General features: G+C 43.8%; 10 protein-coding genes. 5 read left to right on the forward strand and 5 right to left on the reverse strand.

The window, feature by feature from the left end:
- The first annotated feature begins 178 nt into the window (after positions 1-178).
- A complete protein-coding gene (locus tag OQJ75_RS02935; protein ID WP_265970650.1) occupies positions 179-1204 on the forward strand; it encodes a GGDEF domain-containing protein in 1026 nt (341 codons plus the stop codon).
- Positions 1205-1374: 170 nt separating this feature from the next.
- On the opposite strand, the gene OQJ75_RS02940 is transcribed toward OQJ75_RS02935, so the two are convergent.
- Positions 1375-1920 (reverse strand): GNAT family N-acetyltransferase, encoded by a 546-nt coding sequence (locus OQJ75_RS02940; RefSeq protein WP_048613495.1) that lies wholly within the window; start codon positions 1918-1920, stop codon positions 1375-1377.
- A 166-nt stretch (positions 1921-2086) separates the two neighbouring features.
- Between OQJ75_RS02940 and OQJ75_RS02945 the strand changes: the two genes are divergently transcribed.
- From OQJ75_RS02945 to OQJ75_RS02955, 3 genes are all read left to right on the forward strand, one after another.
- Positions 2087-3229 (forward strand): acyl-CoA desaturase, encoded by a 1143-nt coding sequence (locus tag OQJ75_RS02945; RefSeq protein ID WP_265970649.1) that lies wholly within the window; start codon positions 2087-2089, stop codon positions 3227-3229.
- Positions 3230-3488: 259 nt separating this feature from the next.
- Positions 3489-4910: an endonuclease/exonuclease/phosphatase family protein gene (locus OQJ75_RS02950; RefSeq protein ID WP_265970648.1), complete on the forward strand. Its 1422-nt coding sequence runs from the start codon at positions 3489-3491 to the stop codon at positions 4908-4910.
- A 182-nt stretch (positions 4911-5092) separates the two neighbouring features.
- Positions 5093-5383, forward strand: coding sequence for a putative quinol monooxygenase (locus OQJ75_RS02955; RefSeq protein WP_265970647.1), 291 nt, complete (start codon positions 5093-5095; stop codon positions 5381-5383).
- Positions 5384-5774: 391 nt separating this feature from the next.
- Here OQJ75_RS02955 and manA read toward each other — a convergent pair whose 3' ends face one another.
- From manA to mngA, 4 genes are all read right to left on the reverse strand, one after another.
- Positions 5775-6962, reverse strand: a complete 1188-nt coding sequence (manA, locus tag OQJ75_RS02960) for a mannose-6-phosphate isomerase, class I (RefSeq protein WP_265970646.1) — start codon at positions 6960-6962, stop codon at positions 5775-5777.
- Between the two features lie 2 nt (positions 6963-6964).
- Entirely contained in the window at positions 6965-8131 is a 1167-nt protein-coding gene (locus OQJ75_RS02965) for a glycerate kinase (RefSeq protein WP_265970645.1), read from the reverse strand.
- A 45-nt stretch (positions 8132-8176) separates the two neighbouring features.
- On the reverse strand, positions 8177-10831 hold the full coding sequence (gene mngB / locus OQJ75_RS02970; protein ID WP_265970644.1) for a mannosylglycerate hydrolase: 2655 nt from the start codon (positions 10829-10831) through the stop codon (positions 8177-8179).
- 239 nt (positions 10832-11070) lie between these two features.
- The gene (gene mngA, locus OQJ75_RS02975; RefSeq protein ID WP_265970643.1) at positions 11071-13005 is read right to left on the reverse strand and encodes a PTS 2-O-a-mannosyl-D-glycerate transporter subunit IIABC; all 1935 of its coding nucleotides are present in this window, start codon (positions 13003-13005) and stop codon (positions 11071-11073) included.
- Positions 13006-13322: 317 nt separating this feature from the next.
- Between mngA and OQJ75_RS02980 the strand changes: the two genes are divergently transcribed.
- Complete coding sequence (locus tag OQJ75_RS02980; protein ID WP_102433833.1) at positions 13323-14039, forward strand: GntR family transcriptional regulator; 717 nt, start codon at positions 13323-13325, stop codon at positions 14037-14039.
- Positions 14040-14243: the final 204 nt, after the last annotated feature.

Here is a 14243-nt window from a genome sequence, read left to right on the forward strand (position 1 = left end):
ACCGTTTGTTGATCTAGCTAACATACTGACAAATCTATAGAAACGGTCGTTTACAATCCCAAACACTGTGACATACTACGCAAATTATTGTGTATCAATCTCGGCTAATTTCTCAATGCGCTCTTATTCTGGGTTCAAGAATCAAAGATTTAAAACCTATTTCGATAATGAAATTTACTTGCCGTACATAAATTTCATCTACATCCCGATCTCAATATTCTGTGCATTCATCATCACTGACTACATCCACTTTGGTAGTGAGAGCCTTACACCTATCATTTTCCGAGTCATACTTTTTCTATTGATGATGGCTGCCGCCAGATATTGCATCACCAGCAAACCCAACGTTTTAGAACCCGTAGAAAGTACCTTCCTTGTAATTAGCTCGCTTTTTTTGGTCTATGTCGGTCGACTTGCGATTGAGTTAAACAACTTCGATTACCAAGGTGGCGTCATTCTCGTCATGATCTACATTGGTACGTTTTCACGACTGTCAGCCAAATACAGTATCTCTACGCTGTCGTTTATCTTTTTGGCTTATCTCATCGGCCTTGCACCATTGCTTTATGAAGCAGAGCCAAAGAATGAAATAGAAACAATTTCCGTTTATATCTCGGCTTATATCCTAATCTCGGCGGCCTGTATAAGACGTGACTTGGAAGTACACAAACGTTTCGCTCAATCCGAGCAACTGCGCAAACAAGCGATTCAGCTTCGCAAGCAATCTAATATGTTTGAGGCCCTTTCTTATCAAGACGCGCTAACGGGCTGCTACAACCGCCTTTATCTTCATCAGGTGATAGAACCGAGCATAGACCGTCAACTATCCATTACATCGATCATGATAGATATTGATCATTTCAAATCGATCAACGACACCTACGGCCATCAAATGGGTGACATGGTGATAAAAGAACTGGCTGATGAGATTCAAAAACGACTACCTACCAGCAGTAACTGCTTTCGATACGGCGGTGAAGAGTTTTTGGTGATGGTTCAAGGAGAAACTAAGGCTTCAATTGAATCGCTCGTTAATTCCCTTTTAGAATCCCCTGCTCGCCTTAGGTTAGATGTAACGATTTCAATCGGTGTGAAACATGCCCCTCAAGCCCTTGGTTCTGTCGAGCAACTTATCGACGACGCCGACCAAGCACTGTACATTTCGAAGAAAGGCGGTAGAAATAAGATCACATGGTGTGATTAGTCACCCAATATTTCACGCGCCTTTGCGAATCATTAAAACAACCATAAACCCAATCAAAAAAGCCCCGAGCTTACTTAATGCTCGGGGCTTTTGTCTTTGTTCTTCTGCTTTAAAATAGCTTCGTTAAGAATCTGCTACTCGGCAAAAAAACAGCATTCAACAAGAATCAGCTAAGAATACACGACGCTTGCTGTTTTCTGTTCAAGTTCAACGGGAGAATTCCAAGAAATCACTTTCTCGTTCACTTGGCTGCCGCATGGTGCGTTCCAAACTTGCTCTAGTTCTTCTTTGCCACCAATCGCTTCATAAAAAGCAATCGCTTGGTGGTTCTCAGACATCACCTCGAGGTAAAGCCCTGAGTCCGAATAGTATTGTTGCAACCACTTCGATAGTTCAGACAATAAACGCTTGCCTACACCTCTACCGCGATAATTATTGTCAACGTGTAACGCATCAATGAACGTGCCACGCTCAAAGTTGTGATTACCAAACGCGCAGACGAAACCAACCAGTAGACCGCCTTCTTCAAGCAATAACACATGTTGGTTGAAAGGAGGATTAATCAAACGAGTCTGCCAAATAACAGATCTATCCTCCAAAACATCATTTTCTAAGTAATCATCAGCAAGAATGCCACGGTAATATAGCTTCCAGCTATCCGCGTGTAACTGGGCAATCCGCTCATAATCTTTATATTCAGCTACCTTAATTTCCATTTATTAGCCCTTAGTACTTCCATTTATGACTTGCTACTACATTTCACACTACCTTTATACAATATTTAAGCAAAACATACTAATACACGTTTACACTTTCAATATTGACTTACACGTGTACGCTGATATTCTAGCGCACAGATGTAAGCCCAATGGAAATTTGCTAATGAATAGTGCCGACAAACCATCAACAAAAAAGCCGCCATTAATCTGGCTCAATATTTTTGTTTTTTCTTCTAGTATGCTGCTTGCTGTTGTTGCGGCTCCCGTTTATGGCTACTTTTTTGGCTATGGTATGGAGCACTGGATATGGCTAGCGATCTGTTTTACTTTTTGTAACCTGTCTATCACGACAGGCTATCACCGCTTATGGTCTCATAAAGCGTTTGAAGCGCATTTAAGCCTAAGATTCCTGTTTGCTTTGGGCGGTGCATTTGCCCTCCAGAACAGCGCGCTACACTGGTCTTCTGACCACCGTGTGCACCACAAGCATGTCGATAACAACGACAAAGACCCATACTCAGCCAAACGTGGCTTCTGGTACTCGCACATTGGCTGGATGGTCCGTAATTACAACACAGCAATGTATACGGACTACGAGAATTGCCGCGATCTGAAGAAAGACAAGATTGTGATGTGGCAGCACAAGCACTACGTTTTGTTGGCATTACTGATGAACTTCGGTGTTCCTATCGCTTTAGGTGTGATTTACGGTGATGTACTAGGTATGTTGTTAATCGTAGGTGCGGTTCGTTTGGTCCTTAACCACCACACAACATTCTTCATTAATTCTCTTGCTCACATCTGGGGTAGCCAACCTTTTACTGACAAAAACACAGCGCGTGATAACGGTGTGCTAGCAGTACTCACTTTCGGCGAAGGCTACCACAACTTCCACCACATCTTTGAGAACGACTACCGTAATGGCATTTACTGGTGGCAATACGATCCAACGAAATGGTTGATTAAGAGTGCTTCATTGATGGGCTTAGCAAGCAAACTAAAGAAAACGCCTCAAGCCCGCATTGAAAAGGCCGAAGCGACCATGCTACTTAAGCGCACACAGCAAAAAATCATGCACCGTGCCGACAAGCAACAAATCGCAGACAAGCTTCAGCAAGAGTTCGATGCACTCGTGTCAAATATGAACGAATATTACGAAGTTAAAAAGCAACTACTTGAAAGCAAGCGCGAAAACGTTGTGAAAAAATACGAACACTCTGTACTTAAAGTTCGTTACCAACAAATCAAAATGAACTTCGAACAACAGAAGAAAAATTGGGCAATGACGGTGGAACAGTACGCTTAACCTTTTAATAACATATTCTTTTTTATCAAGCGCCTAGGCTAAAACTGTCTCGGCGCTTTCTTGTTTTTATGACCCTATTTGCGATTTGGGTTGAATAAAAACTCTAATCAAAAATGGACCAATGTCAAATATCACACATACAGTGTAATAAAACGTTTTATTACATTACCAACTGTGACAAGAGTCACTTACGGAATTTCATTTTGTAACATAAAATGCGCGCCCTCCTATTCCACGGACTACAAAAGCGAATCATTTTATGAAAATGTTAAAAACATCACTAGCGCTAGCAATCTCTACTACCCTTTTATTCGGCTGCGGTGACGAAACAACTAATAACTACTACCCTCAAGAACCAACCGTACCATCTTCTACAGAAGCTAAAATCGCCGTATTCAACCTGTCTTTTGACCGTTATACCTACGAAGATCTTGTAGCTGAAATGAAACTGACTAAGCCAGAGCAAGACGCATTGGTTGAAGGCTGGGAAAATGATACTTTGTCTGAAGAAGCCAAAGCCACCGCTCTTAAAGTAATCCAGATTCGTAACGTAGCTGCAATCATCCAGACTGAACGCCCAGAAGTAATCATGATGGCGGAGTTTAACAACGATGGTACCGCTGAAAATAACGATGCTCTTATCGGTTTCCGCTTGAACTACCTATCTGTATCTCAAAATTCAAATAGCTTTGATCAAGACGGCACTCAGTTAGATCCAATCGTATTCCAGTACTTTGCCAACTTCGCGACCAACACTGGCCTTTTAAACGAATTTGGTTTTGACCTAGATAATGACGGTAATCCGGGGCAACTACCAGGCGATGCATGGGGCTTTGGTACCTACCACGGACAATATGCGTTCGCTCTAATGTCTATGTATGAAATTGATCACGACAACATTCGTACTTTCCAAAAGTTCAAATGGAGCGATATGCCTTCGGCTACCATGCCAACTATCACCAACTGTAACGATTCTTGGAACCCTATGCCAGATGGCATGGAGTGTGGTGACGACTGGTATACTGCTGAAGAGTGGGCAGAAGTTCGCCTTTCTTCTAAAAACCACGTTGACGCACCGATCCTAATCCCTCAAGAAGACGGTACCTCAGAGACGATTCACCTACTTATGTCTCACCCAACGCCACCTATTTTCGACACGGGTAAGAACAAGGTTCAAAATGCAGATGAAGTTAATTTCTGGGTCGATTACATCGAAGGTCAAAGCTACATGTACGACGATAAAGGCGTGACTGGCGGATTAAGTACAGACGCTAAATTCGTTGTTATGGGCGACCTTAACGCTGACCCTCTTAAAGGTGATGGTGATTTGACAGCAATCAATGCACTGATGGACCACGACAAAGTTAACCGGTTAGCGACGTTCGGTCCATTAGCACCTGCCAGCCTTGGTGGCCCAGAATGTCTAGCTCTTGGCGAATGTAAAGAAGCAAACTGGGATACTCCATACCCTGGTCAAGTGACCAGCACGAGCGGACTACGCCTTGATCATGTTGTACCATCAGAAAACCTAACGATTTCAGACTCTGGTATTTACTGGCCAGCAACGTTCGAAGACGGCCGTCTATTAATGAATGACGAGCGTGTAGGTAATTACGGAAACGGTAAGGACATATCTTCTGACCACCGTATGGTTTGGATTAAAGCAGAAATCAACAACTAATACTTTCGAATAAACTCTATCATCCATGTCCGACTATTATAGTCGGGCATTTTTTATTAAAGAGACTGGCTTTAATTATGGACTAAAATATCCATAGTAATTGGATCTAGCCAATCTTTAACCCTCTCATTCAACTGCTTATATTAATTACACTTACCGAGTGGAACGCTGAGGAATAAAGAATGAGCAAACTGACCATTATTGCAACGATCGTCACTAAAGAAGACAAAATTGAGCTTGTAAAAGCTGAGATGATTAAATTGATCGATAAAACCCGTGTCGAATATGGCTGTATTAACTACGATCTGCACCAAGATAACAGTAACCCTACGCACTTCGTTTTTCATGAAAACTGGGAGTCTGAAGCTCATCTAGAGAAACACTTAGCTAGCCAACACATCGCCGAGTACATGGCTGCGACCGAAGATTGTATTGAAACCTTCGTGCTTAATAAAATGACACACATTGCCTAACCAATCATTTAGTACTGATTCAATAAAAAACCCTGCTCTTATCGCAGGGTTTGTCTTTTCTAAAGGCTTGTATCTGCTTATTCTAACAATGAAAAAACCCGCCAGAGTAGCGGGTATGGTCAATAATCATGACTGTCAAAGACAGATAGATAATACCAATCGTAGTAAATAACTGTCAGCCTAGCTGGTTCAAAAACTCGATAACTGCGTTAGAATTTTTGATTGTAGAATAACTACTTATCGAAAAATTCTGCCTTGTTCTCAAGTCTTTTTCCTGCGCTATTTCTATTCACTTACTTACTGTGATTGGTATAACAACCATCAATCTAATATTGAGTACCACTACAATGGCACTCTGACATTTCTTTTACTGATCGCTAGCACGGGGGCACTAGTTAAAAGCACGAGCCAAAATGCCATTCCCTTGATATTGGTAAACACTTGAATTACTACTTACAAAGACCGACTCTCCAGGCTTAAGAGAAACTGTACGTCCTTCTGAAGTCACGGCTGCCTCTCCTTCTACACAGAACAAGATCTCTGCGCTACGTAAATACTGTGACTTACTCTCATCGGTCGCAGACAAGATATCAAAGCCAAAGTCATCCACTGGAATCGGATAGCTCATCTTGCCCTCTTTTAATACAGGCTTAAGGCGAATATCTTCTGGCTTAATCGGTTCAAAGATCGTGTTATCGATAAGCTCAGGAACATCTATGTACTTTGGTGTGAGGCCAGCACGCAACACGTTGTCTGAATTTGCCATGATCTCCAAGCCTGTACCTTGGACATAAGCGTGTGGGGTTTCTGCGAATAGGAACATCGCTTCACCAGGTGCCAGTTCAACCGTGTTAAGCATCAATGGTGCAAACAAACCAATATCACCCGGATAATGTTGTTTGAACTCTTTGCTGTATTGCAGAGCTTCACGCCCCATGACCGTTTTAGCTGGTCGCGCATGCGCAGCATAAAGCTCGTTAAGTGCAGCATCTTTACGCTTACCTTCAAGCGACATAATTGCGCTAAAGAAAGACTTCAGAGAATCACTGTCGGTATTGGCTTTAAGTACATTAAGCTCAATCGCTAACGAAGGAATCTCCGCTTCTTCGAACAACGTAATAATATCGTCGATTGGACGAAAGCCATTCATCGCTTTGTAGAACGTCAACGCATAAACAAGTTCAGGTTTGTGGTTTGGATCTTTGTAATTACGATTAGACGCATTCAAAGGGATACCAAGTGCATTCTCTCGCTCAAAACCTAACTCAGATTTACGCTTATTTGGGTGAACCTGAATCGACAACGGTGTTTCTGCTGCCAACACCTTAAATAAAAAAGGTAGTTCACCGAAACGGGCCGCCGTGTACCCGCCTAAAACATCGATTCTATTTTCATCAATCATGTGAGAAAGCGGCTCACCGGTATCGCCTACTTTTGAACAACCATTAGGATGAGCACCCATCCAAATTTCAGCTTGAGGCTCTTGTTTTGGGTTAACAATACCAAACAATTGGTTTATGGAGTCTTTGCTGCCCCATGCGTAGTTTTGGATAACGTTGTCGAGTTTGAATAGAGACATAATTACTTCTCATTAAAAATCTGGCCGCCAAGCTTGAGCGTGGCTGCGATATTACGGGCACTACGAGTCAAGTTTTGGCTCGCTTCTGATAAAACTTGGTCTAAAGGCTGCGGTGAACGTACGGTTCCAAATAAGCTAGACATTGAGCCGTAAAGCTTTTCAACGTCTTTACCCAAAGATCCCGCGATCCCAATGGTTGGAATGTTCAGCTTTTGCGCTCGCTGTGCGATACCAAAAGGTGTTTTTCCTTGCAGAGTTTGGTTGTCCATCTGCCCTTCTCCGGTCACGACCAGTGAAGCACCTTCAAGCACCTTATCCGCATCTAAAGCGTCTAGTACCATCTCAATACCCGCTTTAATTTGGATATTGAATGCAAGACTTAAACCCAGTGGTGTACCACCAGCCGCCCCAAAACCAGCGGTGTCTCGATGATTAATTCTTGTATACGCTTGAGCGATATCGGCAAAGTGTCCGATGGCAGTATCAAGTTGTTGAACTTGAGTTTGTGAAGCCCCTTTCTGAGCACCAAACACGGCACTTGCTCCGCTTTCGCCACACAATGGATTATTCACATCGCACGCGACCACGAACGTCACTTCCTTACATCTAGGGTGCAGTCCATCAAGATCGATGCTTGCTAGCTGACTTAACGCGGCGCCGCCACCCGTTAACTCGTTGCCTTGCTGGTCTAGTAACTTGCCTCCCAACGCTTGTAAAATGCCAGCCCCCGAATCATTGGTGGCGCTGCCGCCCAGACCAATGATGATTTGTTCTACGCCTTTATCTAGCGCATCTCTAATCAGCAAGCCAGTGCCGTAAGACGATGCTGTGAGAGGTGATCTTTCTTCTACGGTTAATCGGTCTAAACCCGATGCTTGGGCAAACTCCACCAAGGCAGTGTTTACGCTTTTTCCATCAACTAGCTGCTCAAGTGAAGCCCAGTAAGCCGTGCATTCACGTCCGATTGGATCCGTCGTTTGTAACCGTTGTTTCTTACCACTGAGCGCGTCTAGCAACACGTCTACCGTGCCTTCTCCACCATCGGCGAGTGGCATTTTCACAAACTCTGCGTGAGGGAAAACGTCAGTAAATCCACGCTCAATACAAGACGCAACTTGATGAGCGTCGAGTGATTCTTTAAACGAATCAGGGGCAATTACAATTTTCATTGTCGTTCACCATTCCCGCCCACCAAGGTGAGCGGGTTATCGAAATTAGAATTTGATTTGGAATGTTTTTGCTTGGCAAGATGCCAGTTCGCCAAAAGACAAGCCACCGAAGGTTTCAGTTGCCATACCACCTTCACGAACGCGCTCGTTCATGCTTGTTTCTTTCCAGCTTGAAACCGCTTGAGTGAACGAAATTGAATCTGACACAGAACCTGTTTCTGCCGGGTTATAAACACGCATGATCAGTGCATCTTCATCTTCCGCTTTCTTCAGCACACTCAGCACTGCGCCTGATTGTTGCTTAGACAGAAGGCTAAAGGTCATCGGTAGGTTTTGTTCGCCCACATTCAGCTTCATCGCATTGTAAGGGATCTTGTTGTAGCATTCGATTTGAGTGACATTGTCACGTGCTTGCGCCATGATGTTCGCGTCAATGTGATTACCAGAGAAGCCACACAGTGTAAATTCACACACCAACTTGCCGCGCACTTGTGAATCTGGGGTCGGGATCTTGATACCAGAAGGACGACCCGGACGAAGCAATAGCTCTTCTTTACCCAACACCCCTATACCACGGAACAATGTCAGTGCGAAGGTATCTCTGTTTTCGTCACCTTGAGATGCAATCACCTCAAATTCGCGTAGGCCATTCGACATGATCGCCATGCCTGCATTGCCGTTTTCTAGCGCTGCAAAGTTCATTAACTGATACACAGGAACCGGCGCTTCTTTCCACTTCTCTTCTTCCCAAACCGCCATAGCAGGGTCGTTGGTCGGGCGAGTAATGCAACCGAACTGGTTATCTGCAACGACAGTTTCAGAAACGAATGGCGTTGGTACTAGCACACGTACACGGTGGTCGTCGGCTTGGTTGTCTAACTCCATGCGAACTTCGATGCGGCGAGAACCTTGCTTCAATACCACTTGGCATTGCGCTTCTACAAAACCGTTTTGACCCGTACGTTCTTCACGCTCTGCCAGGTTTGCAGGCACGTTCATACGGAAAGCGATGTTCGCTACCGATTGGAAGCCTTGGTGGTCAATTGATGTTTCTACCGGAAATTCGTCTGAGTACAACAACCACTCTTGACGAGATGGAGAGTAATCGTACTCATCGCCGTCATCAGAACCGTCTTCTAAACGAAGTACTTGGTCGAACACTTGCTCCGTCTCTTTATCGAAAATAGTCAGAGTACCGTTATTGTTTACATTGATTCGGTAGTATTCGTTTTCTAATAGGTAGTCCTTCTGCTCAGCGACTTTAACTGCGCCCTTCTCATTACCTTGGATGTGTAACGTGGTGAAGCCCATCGCTGGCACAGTGCGTTTGATTTGAATATCAAACTCCATGAACGGGTCGTAGTTGCCGTAGTGAACGATTTGACGGTCTACTTTACCTGGGTCGATTTGGCGCTTGTCTTGGATGAAGTACTCAACTGGGTTTTCGTTTTCATCAAAGATAGAAAATTCTTGAGCACGGATAGTAATGGTTGTGTTCACCACTTCTTCACGCTCGTACGGAGAAAGATTAAACATCGCCAGTTTGTCGCAACCTTCACGATCTGGCATGTGGTCGACAATCTTACGCTTGTAGAAGTGAATCAGGTTTGTCGCCATATCGTCCGCAAGGATGTAACGGTTTAAGATCTCTGCGTGCACCTTGTCAGAACAACAACAACCAATCGAGTCATGAGCGTGGTTCTTCATGCTCTCTTTCCACATTTTTTCAATCAAACCGTGGTGATATTCAAAGCCTAATGTCCAAGCGATAGACGCTAGAGGTTCTAAGATATTTACAATCTTGTTTTCGATTTCTGCGTGGATCAGTTTGATGTCCATACGCGTAGAAGAGATCGTACGGTGAACACGCATGTATTTACCGTCGTTGAACTCGCCTTTGATTGTGTCGAGTTGATCGCGTGCTGCTTCTACTTTTTCGAATACTTCTTCAAAGCGACTCATTGAAAATTCGCGATCTGGATAGATTTCGCGAAGCTTGTCCATTACTTCAAAAATGTCTTTCTGAATAGGCATTTGATCGTGACCATTCGGCAACAAGATGTCTTTGGTTACCGATGGTTTTTCTAGCACTGGGAAGTACTTATCTAAACGAGCACGCAAGCCTTCTTCGTCTTGTGGAAGGTATTTACCAATCGCGTAACCCAGCGGAAGCACTTGTGCCGTTACTTCACTGCCGTCGTTTGATTGCCATAAGAATTCTGTTTTGTTGGTGCCATGACGCTCTGAACAACCACGCCAAAACATTGCACGTGTAATGTCAAAGCCGTTGTAGATCATCGGCAGTTGAGAACTCATGCTGAATGAATCTGGTAGGTAACCAATCTTCATTGCATCGCCAAATTTCATACAGTCACGAATGCCATACATCATGTTGCGTACAATCGACTCACCAGAAACTTGCATTGTGTCGGTTTGAGAATACCAAGGGCCAATAATAAGCTTGCCCGCTTCAACCAATGCTTTTACGCGCTCTGTGTTCTCTGGTTTGATCGCAAAGTAATCTTCTAGAACAGCGGTTTGACCATCTAGAACGTAGTATTTGTATTCTGGATCGCTCTCCAGACGGTTCATGATTTCTTCCATGTTGTTCACAAGAAGAATACGAGACTCTTCTGTTGTGAAATACCATTCACGATCCCAGTGCATGTGCGGAGTAATATGTACGCGTGATGTAGTCATAATCATTTACCTAAATGTGTCGCTTCGAGTAAATCTAAAATTCGAGCTCAAATACGACTAAATTAAAGTTTTTCAAGGGGTTAAAATTGGCTGCCACTAAATTTAGGGTGCAGAAAACCACGCCCAGAATCTGTGTGAATAAAACCGTTAGGAGCACAGGTATTTAGGACAGCCAAGTTGTTCGTTATTTTTTATATGGTGTTTTAATTGCGAGTTAGAAGTTAGCTCAAAAAATTTAGTTAGTTCTGTGTTGCAGTACTTGCTTCAAACTTACCCTTTTTTACAGCATGACCACGCCACATCAGAAGAGTAATGGTTGAAATCACTGTGCCGACAATCGCAGCACCGAACCAGATTGCAGCAGCAGAGAATGCGCCCAAACCTGAATCGTGTAACAAGAAGATAGAGAAGATACCTGCGCCCGGAGTCGATAGACCAATACCTGCCGCGCCAACCATAGCACCTGTAACCACTGATCCTAGTAAGAATGAGCCGATTACACGGATTGGATCTTCAATCGCCATTGGGATTGCACCTTCGGTAATACCCGCTAGGCCAAGTAGCCATGTAGATTTACCGGTTTCAATCTCAAAGTCTTTGAATAGGCGTGGAGCAATCATGGTTGAAGCCGTTACGGTGAACGCCGATACCATTTTTACTGAACCAAAGATTGCGTATGGGCCATAAACACCGTTCGCCATTGCACCTAAACAGAATGCGTAAGCAGCTTTGTTTACCGGACCACCTAAGTCGAATGATACAAACAGACCAAGAATCGCACCCAATAACAGCGCATTGGTGCCTGACATACCGTTCAACCAGTCCGTTAGACCTTGGTTTAGGAGCGCTACAGGTTTACCGATAACAAATAGCATCAAGCTACCTGCCACCAAAGTACCGATCACCGGATAAAGGTAGAAAGTAAGGAAGCCGTTAAACGCAGGGCCTAAGCGAACATGCTCTTTTACCCAACGCATCACGTAACCAGCAATCAAACCACCAACAACACCGCCTAGGAAACCAGAGCCAATGATGTTTGCTGCAATACCTGCGGCAAAACCAGGACCAAGTGCGGGTTTGTCTGCTAATGAGTAAGCTGTGTAAGCCGCCAGTACTGGCACCATCAATGTACCCAGTAGGCCGCCACCTAGTTTGCGATACATCCATAGCCAAGAATCTTTTGTTGCGTACAGCTCTTGCAGGTCAAAAATTTGCGCGATAAGAACAGCAACCGCAAGAACAGTACCACCAGCAACGATAAGAGGAACCGCGTAAGAAATACCAGAAAGCAGTGCTTGTTTAAGCTCAGTTTTCAACGGCAGTTTTTTAGGTTTGTCATCAGTAGCAACTTTACGTTCTGCACCGTTACCTTTTTTCGACTCTTCAATTGCTTCATTAAGAATGCGTTCACCGTGTTTAATCGGTTCCGCAACTGGGGTTTCAACACGAGGAATGCCATTAAAGCGCTCAGATTCTTTAATCGCGACTTCAGCAGCAAACACGCACGCCACAGCATTGTTAAGTTGTTCCGCAGTTAAACGATCTTCAATACCGTTTGCGCCTTGTTTTTCGACATGCACATTATAGCCAAGCTTTTTGCCCGCCTTTTCAAGATATTCTGCCGCCATATAGGTATGAGCAATGCCTGCTGGGCAAGCAGTAACACATACAATTGTCGGTGCATTTGTATCTAAGTTGTCTTGTTTTTCATCTTGTTGATTGTCGCCATCAAGAAGCGCAAAGATTTCTTCAGCGGTTGTCGCTTTTAATACCGCTTCGCGAACATCGTCGTCAACCAATGTAGTTGTCAATGCAGTGAGCAGATGCATGTGGGTAGAACCCGCTTCTGCATTTGGAATCGCAATTAGGAAGATAAGATTTACATCTTCGTCTTCATCCAAGCCTTTCCATTTCATGTCTTTTTTAAGCGTTGCTACAGCGAAGCCAGCTTCTTTAACCGCGTCAGTCTTGCCATGCGGTACTGCTAGGCCTTCGCCAAGCGCTGTCGGGCCTTGCTCTTCACGAGCAAATACTGCATCAATATACTCTTGCTTGTTATGCAGTTTGCCTTGCTGATCCAGTTGGTCAGCAAGTGCGTAAATCGCTTCTTCTCGACTGCTAAACGTAGTTTGCAGATTTACGAGCGACTTATTCGTTAGAGTAGTAAGTTTCATAACCTTTGTCCCATAGTCACGGATTAGTACGACAGTCGTCCCTGCCGACGAGAAGAATAATACAACTTCAAGACATTTAATCCGTGATCACGATCTCACCAATACACATTTGTATTTAATTTGTATTTAAATCGTATTGGTAAATCCTTTAAGAAAGCTTGTTATGTATCGTTTAATTTGTATTATATGTACTACAAAACGCCGATACGACGCTCACACTAACCTTTAAAGCAAGGCTTATATAGAGCAAATTTACGTATTTAAGGTACAGGTTGTTAATCAAAGTCTAGTTGTCCTAGCGCACAAATGAGGCAAAAATGGCAAGACTCCCTATGTATCGCCAAATCGCCGATGCAATAAGAGAAAAGATCAGTTCTGGAGAATATAAAGTTGGAGAGGCACTCCCAACGGAAGCGCAATTGCGTGAAGTATTCTCGGTAAGTCGTGTAACGGTTAGACAGGCGCTGAAACTACTGATCGAAAACGATGAGCTTGAAAGCGTTCAAGGCAGCGGTACTTACGTCAAAGAGAACAAGATCAATTACGACATCTACAAACAGTCGAGCTTTCAAGAAAAGTGGGCGCATTTGGATGTGGTTACACACAGTGAAGTTCTGGCTTTTGAAATGAAGCCGTGTTCTTTGGCGATGTCTGAGCATTTAGATATCAAAGAAGGCGAATTGGTTTTCTACGTAAAGCGTGTTCGTTTCATAGACAACAATCCAATCACGGTTGAAGAAACTTGGTTACCTGTTGCCCTATTCCCAGATCTCACCTATCAAGTGATGCAAACATCAAAGTACGACTTTATTGAGAACACCAAAGGCATGGTGATTGATAGAAGTGAGCAAGAACTGGTACCGATTCTTCCGCCTGAAGACGTTGCTAAACAGTTAGATATTGACCCAGCTCAGCCTATCATTGAAAAACGTACTCGCGGTTACCTCGCCAATAACACGGTGTTTGAATACAGCCGCAACTACTTCACGTCTAACGATTACCGATTTACTTTGGTCGCAAGACGCCAGAGATAATACTCATCAGCGAATTTTTATAATAGTAAGATGACCAACACAGAGAGCGCCTTGCTCTCTGTGTTTCTATGCTGTTAACTCAATCATAAACCCAACTTTCCTCCCCAAATATTCCTAAACCAATATCAAGTAACCTCACGAAAGATCATTCACATTCATTTAAATACTGTTCGCGCGCTTTGACCATAAACTAAGCGCCAAATG

It is taken from the genome of Vibrio sp. 14G-20 (assembly GCF_026241515.1).
GTDB lineage: Bacteria > Pseudomonadota > Gammaproteobacteria > Enterobacterales > Vibrionaceae > Vibrio.

What these genes read in the sequence shown, in the direction of transcription:
- OQJ75_RS02940 (WP_048613495.1), bottom strand. Translation starts at nt 1,920, where the DNA reads ATGGAAATTAAGGTAGCTGAATATAAAGATTATGAGCGGATTGCCCAG.
- OQJ75_RS02965 (WP_265970645.1), bottom strand. Translation starts at nt 8,131, where the DNA reads ATGAAAATTGTAATTGCCCCTGATTCGTTTAAAGAATCACTCGACGCT.
- mngA (WP_265970643.1), bottom strand. Translation starts at nt 13,005, where the DNA reads ATGAAACTTACTACTCTAACGAATAAGTCGCTCGTAAATCTGCAAACT.
- mngB (WP_265970644.1), bottom strand. Translation starts at nt 10,831, where the DNA reads ATGACTACATCACGCGTACATATTACTCCGCACATGCACTGGGATCGT.
- OQJ75_RS02950 (WP_265970648.1), top strand. Translation starts at nt 3,489, where the DNA reads ATGAAAATGTTAAAAACATCACTAGCGCTAGCAATCTCTACTACCCTT.
- OQJ75_RS02955 (WP_265970647.1), top strand. Translation starts at nt 5,093, where the DNA reads ATGAGCAAACTGACCATTATTGCAACGATCGTCACTAAAGAAGACAAA.
- manA (WP_265970646.1), bottom strand. Translation starts at nt 6,962, where the DNA reads ATGTCTCTATTCAAACTCGACAACGTTATCCAAAACTACGCATGGGGC.
- OQJ75_RS02980 (WP_102433833.1), top strand. Translation starts at nt 13,323, where the DNA reads ATGGCAAGACTCCCTATGTATCGCCAAATCGCCGATGCAATAAGAGAA.
- OQJ75_RS02945 (WP_265970649.1), top strand. Translation starts at nt 2,087, where the DNA reads ATGAATAGTGCCGACAAACCATCAACAAAAAAGCCGCCATTAATCTGG.